This is a genomic window from Bordetella avium (assembly GCF_034424645.1).
GTDB classification, from domain to species: domain Bacteria; phylum Pseudomonadota; class Gammaproteobacteria; order Burkholderiales; family Burkholderiaceae_B; genus Bordetella; species Bordetella avium.
The window spans coordinates 2,210,956-2,233,410 of sequence record NZ_CP139969.1; the positions used below are offsets into that span (position 1 = coordinate 2,210,956).

General features: G+C 63.1%; 13 protein-coding genes. 5 read left to right on the forward strand and 8 right to left on the reverse strand.

The genetic code is table 11. The annotated features are described in order from the left end of the window. Nucleotides 1-19 precede the first annotated feature (19 nt). Both U0029_RS10280 and U0029_RS10285 read left to right on the forward strand, forming a co-directional pair. Nucleotides 20-856, forward strand: coding sequence for a class I SAM-dependent methyltransferase (locus U0029_RS10280; protein WP_114852615.1), 837 nt, complete (start codon nt 20-22; stop codon nt 854-856). A 10-nt stretch (nt 857-866) separates the two neighbouring features. Continuing rightward, nucleotides 867-1,307, forward strand: coding sequence for a lysozyme inhibitor LprI family protein (locus U0029_RS10285; RefSeq protein WP_236824217.1), 441 nt, complete (start codon nt 867-869; stop codon nt 1,305-1,307). A gap of 4 nt (nt 1,308-1,311) precedes the next feature. Here U0029_RS10285 and U0029_RS10290 read toward each other — a convergent pair whose 3' ends face one another. From U0029_RS10290 to U0029_RS10300, 3 genes are all read right to left on the reverse strand, one after another. Continuing rightward, nucleotides 1,312-1,881, reverse strand: coding sequence for a DUF1415 domain-containing protein (locus tag U0029_RS10290; RefSeq protein WP_012417228.1), 570 nt, complete (start codon nt 1,879-1,881; stop codon nt 1,312-1,314). A gap of 11 nt (nt 1,882-1,892) precedes the next feature. Continuing rightward, nucleotides 1,893-3,365: a M20 family metallopeptidase gene (locus U0029_RS10295; RefSeq protein WP_012417227.1), complete on the reverse strand. Its 1,473-nt coding sequence runs from the start codon at nt 3,363-3,365 to the stop codon at nt 1,893-1,895. A gap of 88 nt (nt 3,366-3,453) precedes the next feature. Further along, on the reverse strand, nt 3,454-9,495 hold the full coding sequence (locus U0029_RS10300; RefSeq protein WP_012417226.1) for a two-partner secretion domain-containing protein: 6,042 nt from the start codon (nt 9,493-9,495) through the stop codon (nt 3,454-3,456). Nucleotides 9,496-10,235: 740 nt separating this feature from the next. On the opposite strand from U0029_RS10300, the gene U0029_RS10305 reads away from it, so the two are divergent. Both U0029_RS10305 and U0029_RS10310 read left to right on the forward strand, forming a co-directional pair. Continuing rightward, entirely contained in the window at nt 10,236-10,406 is a 171-nt protein-coding gene (locus U0029_RS10305) for a hypothetical protein (RefSeq protein WP_231838637.1), read from the forward strand. Nucleotides 10,407-10,667: 261 nt separating this feature from the next. After that, nucleotides 10,668-10,826 (forward strand): hypothetical protein, encoded by a 159-nt coding sequence (locus tag U0029_RS10310; RefSeq protein ID WP_231838635.1) that lies wholly within the window; start codon nt 10,668-10,670, stop codon nt 10,824-10,826. Between the two features lie 459 nt (nt 10,827-11,285). Here U0029_RS10310 and purL read toward each other — a convergent pair whose 3' ends face one another. The 4 genes from purL to U0029_RS10330 all read right to left on the reverse strand — a co-directional run bounded on the left by purL (nt 11,286) and on the right by U0029_RS10330 (nt 18,131). Continuing rightward, nucleotides 11,286-15,323, reverse strand: a complete 4,038-nt coding sequence (gene purL, locus U0029_RS10315; protein ID WP_114852625.1) for a phosphoribosylformylglycinamidine synthase — start codon at nt 15,321-15,323, stop codon at nt 11,286-11,288. Nucleotides 15,324-15,713: 390 nt separating this feature from the next. Beyond that, nucleotides 15,714-16,277 carry a transcription elongation factor GreB gene (greB, locus tag U0029_RS10320; protein WP_012417222.1) on the reverse strand — a complete coding sequence of 188 codons (564 nt, stop codon included), beginning with the start codon at nt 16,275-16,277 and terminating at the stop codon, nt 15,714-15,716. A 49-nt stretch (nt 16,278-16,326) separates the two neighbouring features. Then, entirely contained in the window at nt 16,327-17,172 is an 846-nt protein-coding gene (locus tag U0029_RS10325; protein WP_012417221.1) for a 3',5'-nucleoside bisphosphate phosphatase, read from the reverse strand. A 32-nt stretch (nt 17,173-17,204) separates the two neighbouring features. Continuing rightward, nucleotides 17,205-18,131 (reverse strand): alpha/beta fold hydrolase, encoded by a 927-nt coding sequence (locus U0029_RS10330; protein WP_012417220.1) that lies wholly within the window; start codon nt 18,129-18,131, stop codon nt 17,205-17,207. A 424-nt stretch (nt 18,132-18,555) separates the two neighbouring features. Here U0029_RS10330 and U0029_RS10335 point away from each other — a divergent pair, with 424 nt between their 5' ends. Beyond that, nucleotides 18,556-19,821 (forward strand): diguanylate phosphodiesterase, encoded by a 1,266-nt coding sequence (locus U0029_RS10335; RefSeq protein ID WP_114852616.1) that lies wholly within the window; start codon nt 18,556-18,558, stop codon nt 19,819-19,821. A 91-nt stretch (nt 19,822-19,912) separates the two neighbouring features. On the opposite strand, the gene U0029_RS10340 is transcribed toward U0029_RS10335, so the two are convergent. Then, nucleotides 19,913-22,180, reverse strand: a complete 2,268-nt coding sequence (locus U0029_RS10340; RefSeq protein ID WP_114852617.1) for a DNA internalization-related competence protein ComEC/Rec2 — start codon at nt 22,178-22,180, stop codon at nt 19,913-19,915. Nucleotides 22,181-22,455: the final 275 nt, after the last annotated feature.

The window sequence follows — 22,455 nt, forward strand, 5'->3', positions numbered from 1 at the left end:
GCCCAGTTCTGTTTCACCCATGTCCAAGACTTACGAAATCCGCCCTGACCAGTCAGTTGAGCTGCTCAAGGCCCTGCACATCCTGACCCGCGATGGCAAGATGAATCAGGATAGCCGGCGCAAGCTCAAGCAGGTTTACCATCTGTTCCAGTTCATCGAGCCGCTGCTGGCTGATGTCGCGGCGCGCCGTGGCCGCGTGACGCTGGCCGATCATGGTGCGGGCAAGTCCTACCTGGGCTTTATTCTCTACGATCTGTATTTCAAGAAACTGGCCGGAGATTCCCATATCTACGGCATCGAGACACGCGATGCCCTGGTGCAAAGCTCGCAAGACCTCGCCCTGCGCGCGGGTTTCACGGGTATGTCTTTTCTGAATCTTTCCGTCGCTGAATCCATCGTGTCGCCGCTGCTGCCCGAGACGATCGATGTCGTCACCGCGCTGCACGCCTGTGATACGGCGACCGACGACGCCATCCGCTTTGCGCTCACCAAGCGGGCCGATCACATCGTGCTGGTGCCCTGTTGCCAGGCCGAGGTCGCGGCAGCGCTGCGTCAGCACAAGAGCGCCTCGCTGGGCGACGCCATGGCCGAGCTATGGCGTCACCCGCTGCATACGCGCGAATTCGGCAGCCAGCTCACCAATGTGCTGCGCTGCCTCCAACTGGAGGCCCATGGCTATCAGGTCAGTGTGACAGAACTGGTCGGCTGGGAACACTCCATGAAGAACGAACTCATCATCGCCCAGCACAAGGCGGACCGCCCCCGCCGCAAGGCCGCACAACGGCTGAATGAAATGCTTGACCGCGTGGGCCTGCCGCAGTTGCACGAACGGTTCAGCGTCCCCGCAGACCTCTGATTTTGTCCTGATGAAGATGTTGTCGCGCGCCGCAGCGCCGCTTACCGCCGCCGTCCTTTGCCTGGCCAGCCAGCCCGCGCTCGCCGATGACTGCGACGCACCGCTGTCCGAAGAAAGCCATCAGGCCCTGGTCTGTGTGCAAACCGCGCTGGATAGGCAAAAATCGGCCCTGCAGGCGCGTTACGATGCGCTGCGCAGCAAACTGCCTGGGGAAGAAGCCAGCAAACTCGACCGCGATCAGGCTAGCTGGGCCAGCTTCGTGGAAGCGGACTGCGAGGTGTTTACCGACATGGCTGGCGGCGAGAACGACACCTGGCGCCAGACCTGGGGCGAGATCGCCCTGAATGCCTGCCGTGTCGAAATGATGTCGGCGCGGGAAGAAAGGCTGGGCCAGTACCAGACGCTCGTCAAGCGCCGCGGCGACCAGCGCGCAGCCATTTTCATGCCCTGAGGGGCTAGCTCACGCCCCGGCCGTCTTCCATCAAACCTTGCCAGCCATCGTGCCCCAGCTCGCGCAGGGTTTCGATGTTCTTCTCGTAGATCTCGGCGGCATCGGGGAAGGCCTCGACGGCACGATCGATGCTGTCCTCGCGCAGCAGATGCAAGATAGGATAGGGAGAACGGTTGGTGTAGTTCTCGATATCTTCAGGCTCGGTGCCGGCGAACTGGAATAAGGGGTGGAAGGTCGCCACCTGCAATTCGCCTACAAGATTCATCTGCTTGAGCAAACGCTCCGACAATTCTTCGAAGTCATTGAAGTCGTAGAAATCGTGCAGCGCCTCGGGCAGGATCAGCAAGGTGGTGTCCAGTTCTTCCGGAGCCGTATCGGCCAGCCGTTGCAATTCGGCTTCGAGATCGGGCAGCACGCCCTCAGCATCGGTGGCGTCGCTGACGGCGTAGCGGATCTGGCCCTTGACCTGAACGGCCTTGGCAAAGGGACAGAGGTTCAAGCCGATGACCGCGCGGTCCACCCAATGGCGGACCTCGTCGATGATGGCGTCGGCGGCAGGAGTGTTCAGGATCATGGGGCTACCTTTCAGGCCGAGGGCATGGCGGCCATCGTCTGAGCGACGGCGGCGGTCAGTTTCTTACCATAGGGCACGTGCAGAAACTCGTTGGGGCCGTGCGCATTGGACTTCGGACCTAGCACGCCGCACACCATGAACTGCGCCTTGGGGAAGCCTTTTTGCAGCATATTCATGAGCGGAATCGTGCCGCCCTGGCCGATATAGCCGCAAGGAGCGCCGTAATAATCCTGCGAAGCGGCGTCCAGCGCCTGAGCCAGCCAGGGCGCCGTGGCCGGCGCATTCCAGCCTGTGGCGGCGCCTTCGTTGGCATGAAAGATGACTTTGGCGTTATAGGGCGAATCCGCTTCCAGCAGGCTTTTGATTTCCGCTGACGCCGCCACCGCATCGATCAGCGGCGGCAGGCGCAGCGACAGCTTGAAGGCCGTGCGCGGGCGCAACACGTTACCTGCGCTGCTCAGGGGCGGCAGGCCTTCGGCGCCCGTCACGGACAGCGTCGGCCGCCAGGTGCGGTTGAGCAGCGCCTGTTCGGGATTGGTCGTCATGGGCAGCACAAAGCCCGCCTCGGCGCCGCAGCTCCAGGGAAAGCGGCGCCAGACCTCATCGCCCAGAATCTGAGCGGTCGCCTTGACCTGCTCGACGCGGTCGGCCGGGATTTCGCAATGCAGGCTTTGCGGCAGCAGGCGTCCGCTACCGCTGTCCTCCAGACGGTCCAGCAGATGGCGCAGAATGCGAAAACTCGACGGCACCACCCCGCTGGAATCGCCAGAGTGCACGCCCTCGTCGAGCACCTGCACTTCCAGCGTACCCGCCACCATGCCACGCAGGGAGGTGGTCATCCACAACTGATCGTAGTTGCCCGCGCCAGAATCCAGACAGACCACCAAGGCCACATTACCCAGACGTTCGCGCAAGGCATCGACATAGGGCAACAGGTCATAGCTGCCGGACTCCTCACAGGTCTCGACAATGCCCACGCAACGCGGACGCGGCACGCCTTGTTTATCGAGCGCCATGATGGCCGTCAACGAGGCATAGATGGCGTAACCATCATCGGCGCCGCCGCGCCCGTAAAGTTTGCCGTTCTCGTACTTGGGCGTCCAGGGGCCCAGATCGGCGCGCCAGCCAGAGAATTCCGGCTGTTTGTCCAGATGGCCGTAGAGCAGAATCGTATCGCCGTTGTCTTTGCGCGTGGCCGGCGCATCGAAGAAGATGACCGGCGTGCGGCCCGGCAGACGCACGACCTCCAGCGTCAGGCCAGAGACTTTCTGCGCCTCGACCCATTGCGCGGCATCTCGCACCACGCGCTCGATATAGGCATTTTTTTCCCAGTCGGCGTCAAAAGCCGGGCTTTTGGCGGGAATGGCGATGTATTCGGTCAGCGCGGGGATGATTTCCGTATCCCACTTTTCATCGACAAAAGCCTGCAAGGCCTTCGGGTCCAGGGTGGGCGGCAGGGCGTCGTCGGGTACACGGGCGTTCATGAGCGGTTCTCCGGTTGGGAGCGGCGAAAATCCGTATTTTATGCCTCAAATTCCGACTGTGTTTGCGCCCCCGGCCATCGCCGCCCTTTCAGGGTGAGGCTGTCATCGCGCTGTCGTAAGCCACCTGATTCAGCGGCGGGGCAAAAGGCCCCCGATCAAAGCGCGGCGCCGACCCATAGGTAAAGGCGAAATCGCCCTGCGCCCAACGCTCATCGCGCTGAATCTCGCGCGCGTCATCCGGCTGCCGCGCCAACCCCCCGTGCACCCCTGCCGCGGCCCGAAAGACGCCCGAGCCCATGGAAACCAGGGCGTGCTGGCTGGCCTGCATCAGATCACGCGGTCCGCGCCCGGCACTCAGCACAGTCGGGGGGATGCTGGACAGCGTAGTGATGGATGGCATCTCGAGCCCGGCATAGCCCCCGTCACGCGCCTTCTGTTCATTCTGGGTTTGGGCCAACAGGCGCCCGCCCACCATCAGCCGGCCCCCGCGGGCGGCAATATCCGCGGCGGACAAACTAAGATCACCGCCTGCCCGCAAGGACAGCTGCCCGCCTTGCAGGCCGCTGCGCTGCCCCACCAGCGTGTGGTTGTCATGGTAATGGCTGCCGGAGAAGGACAACCCCATCACCGGCGTGGGTTTGAAACCGGTGGCCTGACTCATTTGCACGCCGCCGCGCAGGGACCAACTGCCGCCGCTTTCCTGACTGCGCTGTGTGTCCTGAACGCTCTCGACCCTGACATTACCCGCCACGTCGATGACGGCGCGCCCGCGCGCCTGCGCGCGCGCCCCGCGCAACGTGAGATTTCCTCCCGCCTGGATCTGTAGGTTTTCGGCAAGAATCTGCCCGCGCGTCCATTCGAGCGATATGAGCTCGCTGGTCTTATGCGAACCGTAAAGACCGAGCGTGCCACGCAGGGCGGCGCTTCCCTTGACCACATTGGCGGCCAGTCTCAGCTGCGTGCGCGCTTCGAGCCGATGCGCCTCGGTGTGTGAGCGCAGTTCTTGCCGGGCCGCAGCGAGCGTGATGCCGCCCTTGGCACGCAGGGCGACATCACGGCCTCCGCCAAAACTGACGCCATCAAGCACCAGATCACCTTTGGCCGCCTCAAGGGTCACACTACCGCCAATGCGGCTGGCATTGTCTTCGCGACGACGCTGCGTCTGCTTCGACCAGCCGCCGCCCATATAGGTGCCGATGGAGGTGGACCCCGTATCGCCCATCACGTTTTGCACGACTTCACCCAGCACCTGAGTCGTCATCAGGCCGGGGTCGATCTGACGCCCCTCATGGGATGCCTGGGCGATGCCCAGACCCAAGCGGGAGCTGGAACTCAAGGGCATGAAATCCGAGGCCGAGTACCAACCCAGGCGAAAATGCTGTTCGGACACATCGGTGCGCAGCTCGGTTTCGTAGCGGCTGCTGACGATTTCCCCGGCCCTGATATGCAATTCACCACTGCCAGACTGACCCTCGTCGCGATAACGGTCGGCATTGATATCGGCGCCGCCCACATCGGCCTTGCCTGCTACCTCGATGCGCCCGTCTCCCACATTGAACTGGCCGGTGACATAGGTCCTGCCCTGCGTGGTGGTGTCTATCGACGAGGAAGAAAAGCCCATATTCAACCTGAGACCGGCGCTGACGCCAGGTCCGGTCTGGGTCTTGGTTCCGGCGTCGCTGCCCGCCGAAGCGCTTGCAACATAACCGCCTGAGCCTGCTTCCGCGCTGATCCGCAGCTCTCTACGCGTTTCATTGCTATGAGAAAAGGCATGATTGACTCCGGCCTTGAGCAGCAGATCTCCTCCCACGTCGATATTGCTGCTGTGCGCTTGAACCCTGCCCGAGGTAATGCGCAGATCGCCCAGCGTGTGGATGCGGAGATGACGGGCCTGGATGTCGCTGCCGACAGAGACGGCGGTCGCACTGCGTTTGATGCGGCTGGTGTGGGACAGAAAGGCAAAAGCCTCGCCCAAACCGTGTTTCACCGTATGAGCATAACTGGATTCGAGCTCATGAACATCCCTGAGATCAGCGGTGCGGGCTTGGATGAACGCCTCGCCTTGCGTGCGCATCGTGGCGCCCTCGGTGGTGAGACGGGAGGCAATGAGATCAAAGCCGGTTTCCCCATGGATCTGCGCGGTGTCCGTGCGGCGCGCCAAATTGCCTGTTGCGCCGTACTGCATGCTGGCGACAATGCCGAGTGCGTTATCCGCCTTCAGGGTGACATGACCGCCCTTGATTTCGCCCCCCGAGACCCGTATGTCCGCGCCCTGTATCTCTATTGCCTGACCGCCGACAACGCCGCCCAGCACACCGCCCGTGCTCGTGAAAGCGATATTGCCCGCGCGCGCTTGCCCCTGCCGGGTCGCGATACGCACGCCGCCACCGGCCAAAAAAGCGCCATTGTGGACAGCGACCTCCTGAGCCCCGGTTTCCACATGGATCCCGCCGCCTGAGACCAGAACGGCGCCCCCTCGCCTGCGCCGCTGTTCAGCGGCCTGCTTGCTGGCCCGGGACAGATAGACCCGGGGTGCGAGCACCGCCTGGCCATCGATTTCAGTCCAGACATACCAGACAATGTCGTTCTCAAGACGCTCGATCTGCCCGCTGGTCAGCGCTTGCCCCAGCGTCAGTCCCAGGGCGCCGGCCTGCGCGGCCCCCTGATCCATCAGGGCTTTGGCCAATGCCGCGCCGCCCACAGCGTCAGGCCCCATTGCGCCGCGCTGCAGTTGTGCATACTCGCGCAGAATCAGCTGGGTTTCGAAGTAGTTGTCGCCCGATATAACCAGGCCTCGCTGCGGCTCATAGCCAATGCGTTCGAAGAAGTAGCGCGATCCGTAAAACCGGCTTTGATCGATAAAGGCCAGACGGGTCTCGTAATACGGGATGGGCAGCGCGTCGCCGCTTACCGGTCTGACCTGCGCCGACCTCCCAAAGAGCGAGGAGTTGGCGAGCAGCCCGTGCAAAATGACATCATCCCACTGCGTATCTCGATCACCGGCATAAGACGGTGTCTCGAAAAAAGCGTCCAGAGCCCCCGCCACGATGGCGGTGTCGGCCTTGCCTATCCGGGCTTGCTCGCGGCTCACGGCGGCGAGCTGCGCCTGCGCAGCGGACTGGCTGGCATTGCCGCCCAGCAGGATGCGTCCGCCTGTGAAACGCATGCCCTGCTGGCCCGCCATTACGGTCTGCGCTGCGGGAAAGAATTCCATCGGCGCGCGTTTGCCTGCCTTGGCCGCTAGCCAGCGTTCGTGACGTTTGCCGGCATCCAGCGCGCGCCAATCCGCGCCCATCAAATGATTGAGCATCTTGCCGAACTCAGGCGCCTGGCTCATGTCCGCAGCCATCAATACCGGGGCGAGATCCGAAGGGTGGTAGCCATAGGCGACAAACAGCGGCACCCACCTTTCGGGAGAAGCGAACACAAAATCCAGAAGCTCGAACAGACTGCCAAAATCGCGGGTATCGGGATGCAGAATGGCCAGCGAATCCACCACATGGCTGCCATAGGCCCCGCCTGCCGAGCGGTTCTGTTTCAGAAAATCGATGATATCCAGCGTTTGAGACAACGAGCGGTTCTCGGCGGCCCCGTCGAGGCGGAGCTGGCCGCGGGCCAGGACGACCCCCTCGTTATAGACCTCGCCGCCGCGTCCATGCTGCTCAGATTGGTTGAATTCAATATCGCCCTGGGCCAGCAAAACCCCTTGCTTGACGCTCAGAGTAGAGAGGGGCCGGCGGACCGGAAAGTCGTGAATCACCGTTTTGACCCAGCGCAGATCACGCCAATGACCGAGATTGTCAGGTGTGATGACCCGCTCGGCCCTGCCGTCGCTGAGCTTTAGTTCGCCGCTTATCTCCGAGAGGTTCTCGGTGCGTGGCGCGTCGATGCGGATATGCCTGCCCGCTTCGATACGGCCCACATTATTGCTTACCCGCCCTGTGGCCTTGAGCGTGATGTCGCCCTCCTGTGTCAGCAACCAGGCATCCCGCTCGTTCACTAGGTCTTGACCCGACAGCCTGGCGGATTGGCCCGCCCACATCAAGGCGGCGGCGAGGTTGCTGACACGGCCTTGCGCGCTGAGTGTGAGATTTTTCAGGGTGGCGATCCGATGGCGGTTAATAATATCGCCCCGCGTGGCCCTCAGCACGATATCACCCGGGTTCTGGATAGCATCGTGCACCGAGATGGCGTTGGCCTGATAGCTCAGCATTTGGTTGGCAATCGCGGCCTGGCGGCTAGCGTCGATAACCAGACCATCGGGATGCATGATCGTGAAGCTAGCCTTGCCGCCCGCGCTGATACGCCCGGTATTGCCATAGCCCCCCACCCTGGCATCAATGTGGTTGACTGCCTGGATAGTGCCGGAATTGCGCAAGTCTTGGTCGGTGAGCAGGCGCATCGTGTCCCGCACGGCGATCTTTCCGGTGTTGTCAAAGTCCCGCGCGGCCACCCTCAAGGAATGACCCACGACCTCTCCGTTGGACACCACTGTGGGCGGGGAAACCGCGTCATGGAGAGCCATCAAATGGATCCCGGCCTTGCTGCGCAACGCGCCGTCGTTCTGGATGGACTGACCGGCGCGCGCAATCAGTCTTTCTTCCTCTGCTTCACCCGTCAACACGACCTCGCCCCGGTTGCCGATATGGCGGCCGGCGATCAGGCTGAGCTTTTCTTTGGCCACTAGCCCGCCGCGGTTATCAATATCCTGGGCCACCAGGCTAAGCTGGCCGCCGGCACTCAGGACGCCCTCGTTGTCGAGGCGTCCCGCGACCTGCGCGCCCAGATCGCCCGCCACAGCGGCGAGGGTGGCACCGTTATTGGAGATCGCTCCCGCCCTTATGTCGATGTCGCCCCGGCGCGCGCGCAGACCGGTCGCCTCAGGGGGTAAGTGGGTCGAGGTGCTGGAAGCGGTCATCCGGAAAAGTCCATCCGTCCGGATATCTGCGGAACCGACATCAATCATGGCCTGGTTGAGATGCACATTGCCCGCCCTCAGCGTCAGGGTTTCCGCCACGATGGCGCGGCCCAGTTCTACCTCGCCAGCCCGCAATTTGAGATGTCCCTTGGCCACTGATTTTTCTGCGCCGTCTTGGCGCGTTCCGGTCCCCAGCGCCAAGCGTCCGGCCTGGGCGCTGAGCACCACATCCCCACCGGCCTTGAAGGCATCAATCGCTAAACCGAACCGCCCGCTCAGTTGCAGATCTTGCCCAGATATCGCCGAGCCCATCGTGACGGAGGCCCCCGATACGACCTGAGACGCCCGGGCCTGGATATGGCCCAGACGAACCTCCCCACCGGCGCGGATCGTGATGTCGCCCGGTGAACTCAGCATGCCGGGCAGGCGCACCCCCAGACCGGCCTCAGTCACGACCAGGGAGATGGCGGCGCCGTTCATCGCACCCACCGCGCCGCCGTCGATAGCGTAGACCTCGCGCGCTGCGGCTTGCGGCTCGCGCGGGGTCACGCCACGCGTCGCCACCTCAAACACCGATGCTCCCGCGACAGCATTGATATCCGCTGCCTTACCCGTGCCGCCGACCTGGCCATCAAGCTGGATCACCCTGGCCACCAAGTCAAAGACTTGCAAGCCCTGTGTGTTCACGCCTCGCTTGCCGATAGTGATCTTGCCCTGGCTCACGTCTAGCGACAGGCCCCCGGCCGTCCACCTGGGTAAGCCTGTACTGAGGGTAAGGCGGCCCACGTTCACGGTACTCAAGCCGTTGACGACCATCCCATTCGGATTGGCGATCAGCAAGTCGGCCTTGCCGCCAAAGACCTCCAGCGTGCCTTGCAAGCGGCTGGCGCTCGTGCCGGTCACCTCCGTAAGGATGGCAGTCGCCGGCTGCGCGCGCAGATGGGGGTTGCGCATCAATTGGCCGGCGATCTGCGAAGGTCCGTCGAACTGGCTGTTGTTGAACACCAAACCCGGTAAGTCCACATCGAACCGCGGCAGCCGATTGTGCGACAAACCCTGAGCGTTCGGCGCGGCGATGTTCAACACCGGCACCCCGTTGGGCGCCACGTCGCTTGCCGCCGCAGCGCGGGCAGCCAGCGTGACCAGCAGGCAACTCAGTGCGCCGCGAAAAAGTGTTTCCGGCAAAGGCGGCGCCTGATGATGAGTGCTCATGATCCTGTCTCCTCTTATAAGCGGGCCGGACTTGAATGACCCTACCGTGAACTGTGGAGCGAGAAGACAGGAAATCTCGAGATTTCACGCAAAAATAAGAAGAAACACCTTACATTCGTACGTCATATTTCATGTACTAAACCATGTTCGGTATAGCGTAAGCAAAGGCGGCAGCCGAAGCGGGCAGCGCCACGAGCACTAGGGCGCAGCGTGGCGTTCCACGCGCTTCCAAAGCTCGCGCGCCAGGGGTCGCGTTTGACTCACGGGCTGATACAGACGGATTTCCATCTCGATATCGTGGCCGGCACGATCGGCGCGCAGCGCTCTTTCCACCAGGGTGTAAGGCAGCCAAGCCGAACCCCTGACACGCCATCACCAGCAGCGAATCGGCCAGATCAGACTCATAAACCGTCTCGAGCGAAGCCATCATGCACAGCCCGGGCAAGCAGTCATGCAGGATGCGTCCCAGCCACATGGTATCGGCATAGACCAGATAGGGTACGCGAGCGTCGCTGCGCAGGCGGGACACGGGATGACGAGGATGCCGCAGCCCCGGGGCCGCCGGCGCGATCACCGCCGGGGTGGGAGTCGAGCCGATCAGTGGCCGACGAGTGGAATCTGCCGGCACAAGGCCTGCCCGGCAATTCTCATTTCTGTATGCTGGATCACAGCAGCGACGCCGTTGCGGACCACATTCTGAACTGGCTGCAAACGGCTTACCCTTCCCCGAGGAACACCTGATGTCTTTCAAGAAAACCACCTTTGCCCTCGCGCTCTTTGCAGTTCTGATGCCGGTGGCGCGCAGCGCCTACCCCGACGAGCCGCTGCGCATGGTCATTCCGTTCGCGCCGGGCGGCACCGCCGACATCATTGGCCGTGTGTTTGCCGCGCAGCCGGACCAAGAGTTGTAACAAACTGTCGTAGTAGAAAACAAGGCGGGCGCGGGCGGTCTGGGCAATCTGGCGATGGAACTGTTCAAATCCAAGACTGGCACCTAACTCATGCACCTTGCCTATCGCGGCGCGGGCCTGGCCTTCACCGACGTGATCAGTGGCGAAGTCTCGATGATTTGGGAACCCCGGCCTGCTCGACTACGAAGCCAATGCCTGGAACGGTCTGCTCGCGTCCAAAGGACTACCGGATGATATCCGCGCCAACTGTATAAAGCCTCGGTGCGCGCACTGAACAACCAGCAAGTCAAGGCCAAGCTCAACAGCCTGGAAGACACAGTGGTGGCGAACTCCCCGAATGAATTCAAGGCCGTCATCGCCGGCGATGTCGCCCAATGGAAACATGCCGCTCAGGAGGCCAAGATTCAGCTCGACCAATAAGCCGCGCCCGTTTCTGCTGTATGGAACCTCCGCCCCGCCGGCCAGAGGAGCGGGTGATTCCCGCAACATGTATCGCCGGGCCTTCATGGCCGGCGATTTTTTTCTTCGCCCTCTTCAACGCCAACAACCCGTCACGCAGGGCAGCCTCAAGCCCGTGGACGGCAAACCCGCCAGGACGGCCCCGGAAACCCGTGGAATCGCTCTGCCCGCACATCCAGCGGGTCCGCGCGGATGTAGAGTCCACGGCGCTCGAGCGGACATGCCGCATCAATCCCGGACTATTTCCGGATCAGATCGACGTCAAGCCCCTCATCGCAGCCCGGGTGGGCGGGCCTGACGCGCTTGCCCATCAAACGTGAAGAACGCCGCCGCTGACTCTATGCCTTGAGGACGACGCTTGCTGACACGCGGCAGCCGCCTTTAGAGCGGCTGCCGCGCAGGCTTAAACAGGCAGACGGATCAGCCCAGCCACACCCGCGCGTTGCGGAAGAAACGCATCCAGGGCGTGTAAGCGCCGAGGCTATCTTTCTCGCCCCATTGCGCCGGCGTCCAGGACATCATCACATTGCGCGTGACGCGTTCGGGATGCGGCATCAGCACGGTGAAGCGGCCATCGGCCGTGGTCACCGACGTCAAACCCTGCGGGCTGCCGTTAGGATTGAAAGGATAGCGCTCGGTAATCTGACCGTGGTTGTCAATGTAGCGCGCAGCGGTCAGCACCCGGCCGATATCGCCCTGCTGGGAGAAATCGGCAAAGCCCTCGCCATGCGCCACCGCCACCGGAATACGGGCGCCTTCCATGCCGGCAAAGAAAATAGACGGCGAGGCCTGCACTTCCACCAGCGACAAACGGGCTTCGTACTTCTCGGATTGGTTGCGCGTGAAACGCGGCCAGAACTCGGCGCCCGGAATCATGGGGGCCAACGCGGCCATCATCTGGCAGCCGTTGCACACGCCCAGGGCGAAGGTGTCGGGACGCGCAAAATAGGCAGCGAATTGATCCGACAGCTTGCTATTGAACCGAATCGTGCGCGCCCAGCCTTCGCCTGCGCCCAGCACGTCGCCGTAGCTGAAGCCGCCCACGGCTACCAGCCCTTGCATGCCGCCCAGATCGATACGGCCGGACAGCAGATCGGTCATATGGACATCGATGGCTTCGAAACCCGCGGTATCAAAAGCCCAGGCCATTTCCACCTGGCTGTTGCACCCCTGCTCGCGCAAGATGGCGACACGCGGGCGTTTGCCCGTCGCGATAAAGGGCGCCGCCACGTCCTGTTGCGGATCGAAGGCGACACGCGGCGCCAGGCCCGGGTCCGCCGCGTCGTTCCAGACATCTAGTTCGGCCTGCGCGCAGGCCGGGTTGTCGCGGCGCGCCATGATGCGATAGCTGACTTCGCTCCAGGCGCGGCCCAGTTCGGCGCGCGGCTGGCCCCAGATCTTCTTACCGTCGCGGAAGAACTCGACCTCGTCGGCGCCATTCAGGCCGCCGATGACATGCGAGTGTGCCGACAGGCCCGCGCCGCGCAGCACCTGCATCACGGCATCGCGCTGCGAGGCCGGCACCTGAATGACGGCGCCGGCTTCTTCCGAGAAAAGCGCTTTGAGCGTGAGCTCGTCGCGCTGCACGGCGACCTGTTCAGGACGAATCTTGTAATCACCCCAGTCGGCCGACTGGGGATCGAAAGTCAGCATGTCCAGGTTGATCGACACGCCCGTGCGGCCCGCAAAAGCCATTTCAGCCACCGTGGCGAACAACCCACCGTCGGAGCGGTCATGGTAGGCCAGGATGGTGCCGGCTTCGGCCAGGGTGCGGATGGTCACGAAGAAGGCGCGCAGATCCTGCGGCTGATCGATGTCCGGCACCGTTTCGCCGACCTGGTTATAGACCTGCGCCAGAATGGAGCCGCCCATGCGATGACGGCCGCGGCCCAGATCGATGAGGATAAGCACGCTGTCGCCCGCGTCGGTGCGAAGCTGAGGCGTCAGGCTGGCGCGCACATCGCCGACCGGCGAGAACGCCGTCACGATGAGCGACACCGGCGCCACCACTTCGCGCGCCTCGCCGTCTTCACGCCAGGTCGTCTTCATGGACAGGGAGTCCTTGCCGACCGGAATCGACAAACCCACGGCCTGACACAGCTCGCTCACGGCCGATACCGTGTCATACAGCGCGGCGTCCTGGCCCGGCACACCGCAGGCGGCCATCCAGTTGGCCGACAGTTTGATGTCTTCGAGGCGGGCCACATCGGCCGAAGCCAGATTGGTCAGCGCCTCGGCGACGGCCATGCGTCCCGAGGCGGGCGCATCCAGCATGGCCAGCGGGGTGCGCTCGCCCATCGACATGGCTTCGCCACGGAAACCTTCGTAATCCGCCAGCGTAACGGCGGCATCGGCCACCGGAATCTGCCAGGGGCCGACCATCTGATCACGGCTGGAGAGCCCGCCCACGGTGCGGTCGCCGATGGTGATGAGAAAGCTCTTGTTGGCCACCGTCGGGTGGCGCAGCACGCGATAGGCGGCCTCGGTAAGGTCAAGACCGGCCAGATCCAGCGCGCAGGACACGCCCGGCAGGCGCTGGACATCACGGGTCATGCGCGGCGCCTTGCCCAGAATGACATCGATGGGCACATCCACGGGGCGCACCTCATCTGCACCTTGCGGGCGCAGGGTATCCAGGCCGGGCAGGCCCTCGCCGTCCACCACGCGCAGCTGGCGCTCTTCGGTGGCCACGCCAACCACCGCGTAAGGGCAGCGTTCGCGTTGGGCAATGGCTTCAAAGCGGGCCAGATCCTGGGGAAGGATCGCCAACACATAGCGTTCCTGAGACTCGTTGCTCCAGATTTCGGCAGGCGACAGGCCGGATTCCTCGAGCGGCACGCGCTTCAGATCGAAAATGGCGCCCCGGCCGGCATCATTGACCAGTTCAGGGAAGGCATTGGACAAACCGCCAGCGCCCACGTCGTGGATGGCCAGAATAGGATTGGCCTCGCCCTGCTGCCAGCAGCGGTCGATAACCTCTTGCGCACGGCGCTCCAGCTCGGGGTTGCCGCGCTGCACCGAATCAAAGTCGAGTTCGGCGGAGTTGCTGCCCACGCTCATGCTGGACGCCGCGCCGCCGCCCATGCCGATACGGAAACCGGGGCCGCCCAATTGCACCAACAAGGCGCCTGGCGGCAACGGATCTTTATGGGTCAGGCCGGCATCGATGCTGCCCAGGCCGCCCGCGATCATGATGGGCTTGTGATAGCCCCAGCGCGTGCCGCCTGCCGTCTGCTCGAAACTGCGGAAATAACCCAGCAGATTGGGCCGGCCGAATTCGTTGTTGAACGCCGCGCCCCCGATGGGGCCGTCGATCATGATGGACAGGGGCGAGGCAATACGCTCGGGCAGGCCATGATGATCGGCCTCCCAAGGTTGCAGCGCGTCGTCAAAGCGCAGATGCGACACGGTAAAACCGGTCAGGCCGGCCTTGGGCTTAGAGCCCCGGCCCGTCGCGCCTTCGTCGCGGATCTCGCCGCCCGCGCCCGTGGCCGCACCGGGGAAAGGGGCGATCGCGGTCGGGTGATTATGGGTTTCAACCTTCATCAGCGTGTGCACGACGGTGTCGCGGCGCACATAACGGGCTTCATTGGCGCCGCCCGGCACGCCGGCCTGAAAACGCTGGGCCGGACCGCCCTCCATGATGGCGGCGTTATCCGAATAAGCAACCACCGTCCCCTCGGGCTGCGCCTTATGCGTCGCGCGGATCATGCCGAACAGCGTGTTGGGCTGCTCCTTGCCATCGATCACCCATTGGGCATTGAAGATCTTGTGGCGGCAGTGTTCGCTGTTGGCCTGCGCGAACATCATCAATTCCACATCGGTGGGGTCACGGCCCAGATCGCCGAAGGCCTTGGTCAGGTAGTCGATCTCGTCCTCCGAGAGCGCCAGGCCCAGACTTTTGTTGGCGGCTTCCAGCGCAGCGCGCCCCTCGGCCTTGACGCCCACGGTACGCATGGGCTTGCCCGCCAGGGGGGTGAACAGCGCCTGGCCGTCGAAATCGCCCTGCACCACGGTTTCCGTCATGCGGTCGTGCAGGCAATCGGCCGCACGCGCCAGCATGTCGGCGTCGAACGACTTCGCGCCCAGCAGGCCGCGTTCGGGCGTGATGAAGTAACGCACGCCGCGCTCGATGCGGTGAACGCTGTCCAGACCGCAGTTATGAGCGATGTCGGTGGCCTTGCTGGCCCAGGGGGAAATCGTGCCCAGACGCGGAATGACCAAAAGCTCCAGACGCTTGGCCCCCGGTTCGCCGCTCAGCGGCGTACCGTAGTCGAGTAGTTGGACGAGATGGGATTGCTGCTCGGCGGACAAGGCCTTGTCGGTTTGCACGAAGTGTTCGTAGCGGGCGGATACGTCCGCCACCGGTAAACCGGCCTTTTTCAATTGCGCGAGGAGCCGCTCACGGCGAAACGAGGACAGGACGGAGGAACCGGGCAGATGCTGGACAAGGGACACGATGCGGGCGCCGTAGGTAAAAGGGATCAAAACCTGATTTTACCTGCTCGCCGGGGTAAACCCGGACCAAAGCCAATTTCCCGCTGAAAAACCCGCTTTCATCAGGAAAACCCCGGATCGATTTGCGCTTGCACTGGCCCTACACTGTGCGCCAGAAAGTTCTGATGTTGTTGAAAGCCTTAACCGTTAAGCGCGAGGTTTGCAATGCCCAGAATACCGTTGAACCCTTTACAGGATGCCGCCTCGCCCGGTGTGCATCGTTACAGAATAAGCAGCAGCCCAAGGGGAAGCGGTAGCGCAAGCTACCGACGCGAGGCAGGGGCGTCAATAAACCCTTCCAAACTGCGGGCGCTGGTCACAAACCAGCGCCCGTTTCTATTGCTGCGGCATCTACTCGACAGCCGGCTCCGGGTAGTGCACTTCCAGAATATCCAGCGCCTCAACGCCTCCCGGCGTGCGTAGCGTGACCGTATCGCCTTCGCGCGCCTTGATGAGCGCGCGCGCGACCGGCGAAATCCAACTGATCTTGCCCGCCAGCGGCTCGGCCTCGTCCACACCCACGATGGAAACCCGCTGGGCCTCGCCGGATTTGCCTGCATACACCACCGTCGCGCCAAAGAAAATCTGATCGCGATTGGGTTGCAAAGAGGCATCGACCACTTCGGCAATATCGAGCCGCTTGGTCAAAAACCGCATGCGACGATCGATTTCGCGCAAACGCTTCTTGCCATACAGATAATCGCCGTTCTCGGAGCGGTCTCCATTGGAGGCCGCCCAAGACACGACCTGCACTACGCTGGGCCGCTCGACATTCATCAGATGCGCCAGTTCGTCGCGCAAGCGGGCGTAACCCTCAGGGGTCATGTAGTTGCGCGTGCCGGCAGGCAAAGCCTGCGCCTCGGGCAGATCGTCATCGTCGTCGCGCTCGGATTCTTTGACAAAAGCCTTGTTCATGGCGGAATCAGTGGGCAAAGGCGTCCAGGGGACGCCGGTTCAAAGGAGTTCAGACCCAGTCGTGCCAGACCGGTTTCAAATCCTCGGGCAGGGGCGGCAGGCAGCCGAGGTCCACCCGGCTTTCACCCATGCTATGGAAATCCGAACCCCGCGAGGCCAGAAAACCATAGCGGCGGGCCACGCCAGCATAATGCACGGCCTCATGCTTGGTGTGGCTGCCCGTCACGACCTCGATGCCCTCGCCGCCGAGCTGCAGGAACTCGTCGAACAGCGCAGCGAATTGCAGCGCCGTGTATTTGTAACGGCCAGGATGCGCGATCACGGCACGGCCGCCAGCCCCGCGTATCCAGCCCACCGCGTCCGCCAGGCGTGCCCATTGCATGGGCACATGCCCGGGGCAGTTGTCGCCGAGGTAGGTATTAAAAACGGTCTGCACATCGGGGCAGTAGCCCGCCTCGACCAGATAGCGCGCAAAATGCGTGCGGCTGATGAGCTCCGGGTTGCCCGCAAAAGGCAAAGCGCCTTCGTAAGCGCCAGGCATGCCCAAGGACGCCAGACGCTCGCCGATCTGACGGGCGCGGCCCGCCCGCCCGGCACGGGTCTTGCGCAGCCCCTCGACCAGGGCCGGATTGCTGTCATCGAAATGCAGCCCCACGATATGGACGGTCTGACCCGCCCAGGTCACGGAAATTTCCGCGCCAGTGATGAAGCGCATCCCCAGTTCTGCCGCCGCTGCTCGCGCCTGCGCGACACCGCTCACTTCATCGTGGTCGGTCAAAGCCCAAACATCGACACCATTGGCATGCGCACGGCGCGCCACGTCCGCAGGCGGCAACATGCCGTCAGACATAGTGGAATGACAATGCAAATCGATGTTCAAGCAGGAGGTGTTCATCGGCCTATTGTATGAGCAGGGACAGCCGCGAACTAGCTAGCGTGCAGAAACGCCGCAACAGGCTCAATCTGCTCCGGCGACATCAGTGTGGGGGCATGGCCCACCCCCGCAAACACGCGCTCTTCGGTAAGCGGATTACGCTGGCGCATCTCCGCAACGGTGGACGCCTTTAGCAAGTCTGATTCTTCACCGCGTAGAACGAGGATAGGGCAGTCCAGCGCCTCATAGGCCTGCCAAAGCAATTGCTCGCCAGCCAAATAGGTATCCGGGCCGACCTGGGTCACGAGCGCCAAGGCAAGCTTGAGGTCATAGCGCTTGATCCAGAATGGCCCCTGCCGGGTATAACTATGATCGGCCAGTTCGCGCCATTGCGTTTCGTCGTGCGGCCCGAAGGTGGCGCAGGCCAGCTTGGTCGCCGCCACGGCATCCTCGAAGCTGCTGTAAATACCCGGCAGACCGACATAGTCGGTAATCCGATCCAGCGCGATACGCTCCATCCGCGGCCCTACATCGTTGAGCACCATGTAGTCGATATGGATGTCTCGCTCCTGGGGCAGATGAATACCCGCAGGAGCCTGTCTGGTCTGGCGCGCCATGGCCAAGGCGCCAGCCAGCCCCAGTCCGATAAGCCCACCCATCGAGGTGCCCACCCAGGCCAGGGTCTTGGGCTGCACCCTGGCCAGAAGCGTCATCATGTCGGCAACATACTGCGGGATCGTGTAGTACAGTGGGTTGACCAGCCAATCCGACTGCCCTCGCCCGACCACATCGGGGCACACCACGCGGTAACGCCCTGCCAGACGCCGCGCAAGGTGGTCGAAGTCGCGGCCATTGCGCGTGAGGCCGTGCACACACATCACCACATCATCATTGTCGGGGTCTCCCCACTCCCAATAGGCCATGCGGTGAAAACCCGCCGGACTGACACAAGTAACGAAATCCAGACGCGGTTCTGACATGCAAGCCTCCAGGCGGCCATCGTGGCCCAAGCGCAGATCTTAACTCTGTAAGGCGGCGCCATTCACGCCTGGCTGACAGAGGCGTACTGGAACACCCCCACGCCGCCCTGCCCCTGGCATGGCTGGCCATAACCGGGCGACTCAGCCGCCGGCCTGCCCTCTGACTTGAACTAATTCTTATTTAGGGACGCATTATGGAGACTTTCTGCTTCTAATCCGAATGCATTCAGGGTTAGGATCAAGTAGGTTTTGATTTCACCCCCTGAATCGGGGATAGCCTTACCCGTGAATGATTCAAACCCCTGCGACTCGCCCCTTCTTTCGCAGAGCGCGAGCAAGTTTTGCGCAATAGGCGGGCCCAGGCAGATGTTCATGCATTGAGCAAGATTCACGAACCACCCACGATCGTACCTGGGAGGATGCAATGCTCTCGACCCTGATCTATCGCAGCCGCGCGGTTGTGGCATTTGATGAAGAGCGTCTTGGAGAACTGATCCAGGCGGCCAGACTGCGAAACGCGCGCGAAAATATCACCGGCATTCTGCTGTTTGACGGCCTGCATTTCGTGCAGTTGCTGGAAGGCCCGCAAAACGCCGTCGATGTCCTATATGGAGACATAAAGCGCGATCCCCGGCACAGCGATGTGGTTCATCTTCTGCGAGATTACGCCCCGGCTCGCCGCTTCAAGGGCGACCCGATGGCCTTGATCGACCTGCGCGGAAGCGAATCGATCAATCCCAGGCTGGCGATTCTCGCCAAAATGGTGGGCATGACTCAGTTTAGCAACAGCGATGACCGGGTCATCAAGATTCTGCTGCTCTACGTGCAGTCCAGCAGCGTGGGCCACATCATCGAAGGCGATTCTTCATCAAACTGGTCGGCCCCGCCCTTTATGGATGCAAAAGAGGGGGGTGACGATACCGACCGTTCAGACATCGCACAGAACGATGACCCTCCCTATCAATTCGCGCTTCAACCCATTGTCAATCCGATGCGCCGCGACATCTCTTCGTTTGAGTTCCTCATACGTGGGCGCAACGGCGGATCTCCTGAGCAGTTTTTCTCGTCGTATCCGGCCGAGCACCGTTACCGGCTCGATATTGAGTCAAAAGCCCTCGCCTTCCGGCTGGCGCACCAAATCGGCCAACAGCACATCAAGGTCGCGGTCAATCTGTTCCCCATGTCGCTCATGACGGTGCCGGACGCCGTGGACAAGCTGGTTGCGCACATCGAGGCAAGCGGGCTTTCACCCACCCAGGTGCTCGTGGAGATCACCGAGCAGGAGGCCATCTCCTGTCTCAGATCGTTCGGAAACGCCATCAAGAGACTGCGTGCTTTCGGAGTCGGCGTAGCAATCGATGATTTCGGTTCGGGCTTTGCCGGCCTGTCGCTTCTGGCCGAATTTCAGCCAGACAAACTCAAGATCGACCGCAGGATCATCCAGGACATTCATACCGACGGCCCGAGGCAGGCCATCGTGCTCGCCATTGTCCAGGTGTGCACGGCAATGGGCATTACCCCCGTCGCGGAAGGCGTCGAGTCCATCGATGAGTGGTGCTGGTTGCAAGCAGCGGGAGTTGAGCGCTTCCAGGGCTATCTGTTCGCCAAACCGGCCCTCAATCGTATCCCTGATGTGTATTGGCCCGAGCGCCGTTACTGCGACAATGCGCGCGCCGCCAACTGTGCCTAGCCTGTTAGACGCAACGCCGCCATACTGGCTTCGCCAGCCTCGCCGGCCCACATCGGAGAGGCATCATACGACTAGCCAAGGGCTCAATGCCCTAGCGTCCGGCAAACATCTCGGCGGTCTCCTGCACAAAACCATCCCACCGCTCATGCCGCCACCCGCTCACGGTCAAGGACTCGCCTGACTCGACAATCACGGCGCCATCGAGATCCGTGCGCCAGACACGCGCCCCGGCCCGTTGCCAACGCCGCATGGCGGCCGGCGCCGGATGCCCGAAACGGCTGAAACGTCCCGCCTGCGCAATAACATGCGACGCACCCGCCGCGTCGACCAGCTCCTGGCTGGATGAACCGGCAGAACCATGATGCGGCGCCAACACGACATCCACCGCAGGCAGCGCAGCCAGCCAATCACGCTCTTGCGCCTTGGCCACATCGCCCGGCAATAGGGCACGATGGACGCCGCCTTCGATCAGCAACACGCAACTGCGAGCATTATTGCCCTTGGGCCACAGGGTAGGATCGGCGCCTGGATGCAGAAACCGGAAACGCACCCCATCCATCTCCCACCCGTCGCCCGCCCGGCAGTCATGCTGCTGCCCAGGCAAAGGAATCTCGGCAGGCAAGACCTCCCCTTCCCGCTCGCGCAGACGGCGCTCGCGCCTCAGCCAAGCCGGCAAAACAAAGGAGGCCCAGGACTGGCTCACGGGCAACACCGTCAACAGGCTCATCAGCCCGCCGGCATGATCCAGATCCGCATGTGACACCACCAGATGATCCAAGCGCGCAATACCCCGCGCCCGCAGATAGGGCAGCACCAGACGCTCGCCCGCGTCCCAGGAACGGTAATGGCGCGGCCCGGTGTCATAAAGCAGCACATGCCGGGCAGTTTCGACCACCACCGCCGTGCCCTGCCCCACGTCCAGCGCCGCCAGACGCCACCCGCCTTCGGGGGGCCGCTCCGGCCGCCAAACCAGCATGGGCACGATGCATACCCATCCGACCCACCGCGATGGCCAGCCCCGGCCCTGCAAGGCCCAGGCGACACCCATCAATGCGAGCCCCAGCAAATAGATCGGCGCCGCCGCCACCGGCAGGCTTGCCCCGCGCCAGGCAGCCAGCCACGACAGGCCCCACATCAAGCCCGCAAAACTCTCATGCGCCAGTCCGCCTAACCACGCCGCACCCGGCAGCCATACCAGCGCGCCGGTCAATAAGGCCAGCGGCGTCACCCAAAGACTGACCCAGGGGATCGCCAAGGCATTGGCCAGAGGCGACACCAGCGACACCTCGCCCACCCAGAACGCCAGCAATGGCATCAGACCCAGCGTGACCGCCATCTGTGTGCGGCAGAAGTCCCAGACGGCCATTCGCCAGCGCTGCCAGCGCGATCCGCTGCGCTGTGTCAGCACCACGCGCATCAAAATCGCCACCGCGCCGAAAGACAGCCAGAAACCCGGCGTTGTCAGCGCCCAGGGATCGAGCACGACGACAAGGGCCGCCGCCACAGACAGGATCGCTCCCGGCGTGAGCGGCAAACGCGCCTGCAAGGCCCAGGCCACTACCGCCAGCATAAAAAACGTGCGCCGCGTCGGCACGCTCCAGCCAGCCAGCAGGCAATAACTCAACGCCGTCAACACCGCCATCAATGCCGCTACCCGCTGCGCTGCCCAGCGCTCGGCAAGATAGCGGCCGCGCCAGCGCGCACGAGGCCAAAGCCAGCGCGCCCAGGCCGCCGCCAGCCCCGACAACATGGTCACATGCAAACCGCTGATCGACACCAAATGCGTGATCCCCGTGCGGTTGAACACCTCCCAGTCCTCGCGGCGTATCGATTGCTGATCCCCCATCACCAGCGCGATGATCACCCCGGCATAAACCCGCCCTTCCAGCGCGTCGGCAAGACGGGCCCGCAAGGCATGCCGCGCACGCTCCAGCCAATAGCCGCGAGGCGGCGCCAGCAAGCGCGGATAGCCACGCACCGAGGCCGTCGCCCCCACCCGCTCGGCATGAAAACGCCGCTCGGCATGCGGGCCATGCGGATTGGCATGGCCATAAGGGCGGCGCAACACCATCACCATGCGCCAGCGCTGCCCCGGAATCACCTCTGGCACAGCGCCACCCGGCAATGCCCGCCACGTCACCTGCAAACGGCGCGGCACCCCCGAAGGCCGCGAGGTATCCAGCTCGGCGGCAAAGCTGCGGCTGGACGCGTCGCCCCGCGCCAGACTGGCGATGGTCAGCTCCAGCGCGAACACCTCGTTGTCATGCTCCGCAGCCAACAGCTCCGTACCCCAGGTCCAGGCCCGGATCAAGGCCAACACAGCCGCCAGCACCAGCAAGCCCCAAGGCGCAAACCGCATGACTACCCGCTTTCCAGACACGGCCACCTCGCAAAAACCGCACTTTGCGCGAGAAGCTGCGCTGCGTGGGCAGACTGTGTCGTGATTGGTCGCAGGGGGAAATACCTGTTGGCGCAACAGACCGAGACATGAACGGGCCGCGCACGCGTTCTCAGGGTGCTGGCCTGTCAATGCGCAAGGCGGTGCAACTCCCGGGGGAAAACATGGACAACAGGCGCGAAGGCATAGGCCAGGGTTGAAGAAAGCTCCCTCACCCGCAGGCCCGAGGGATGCCG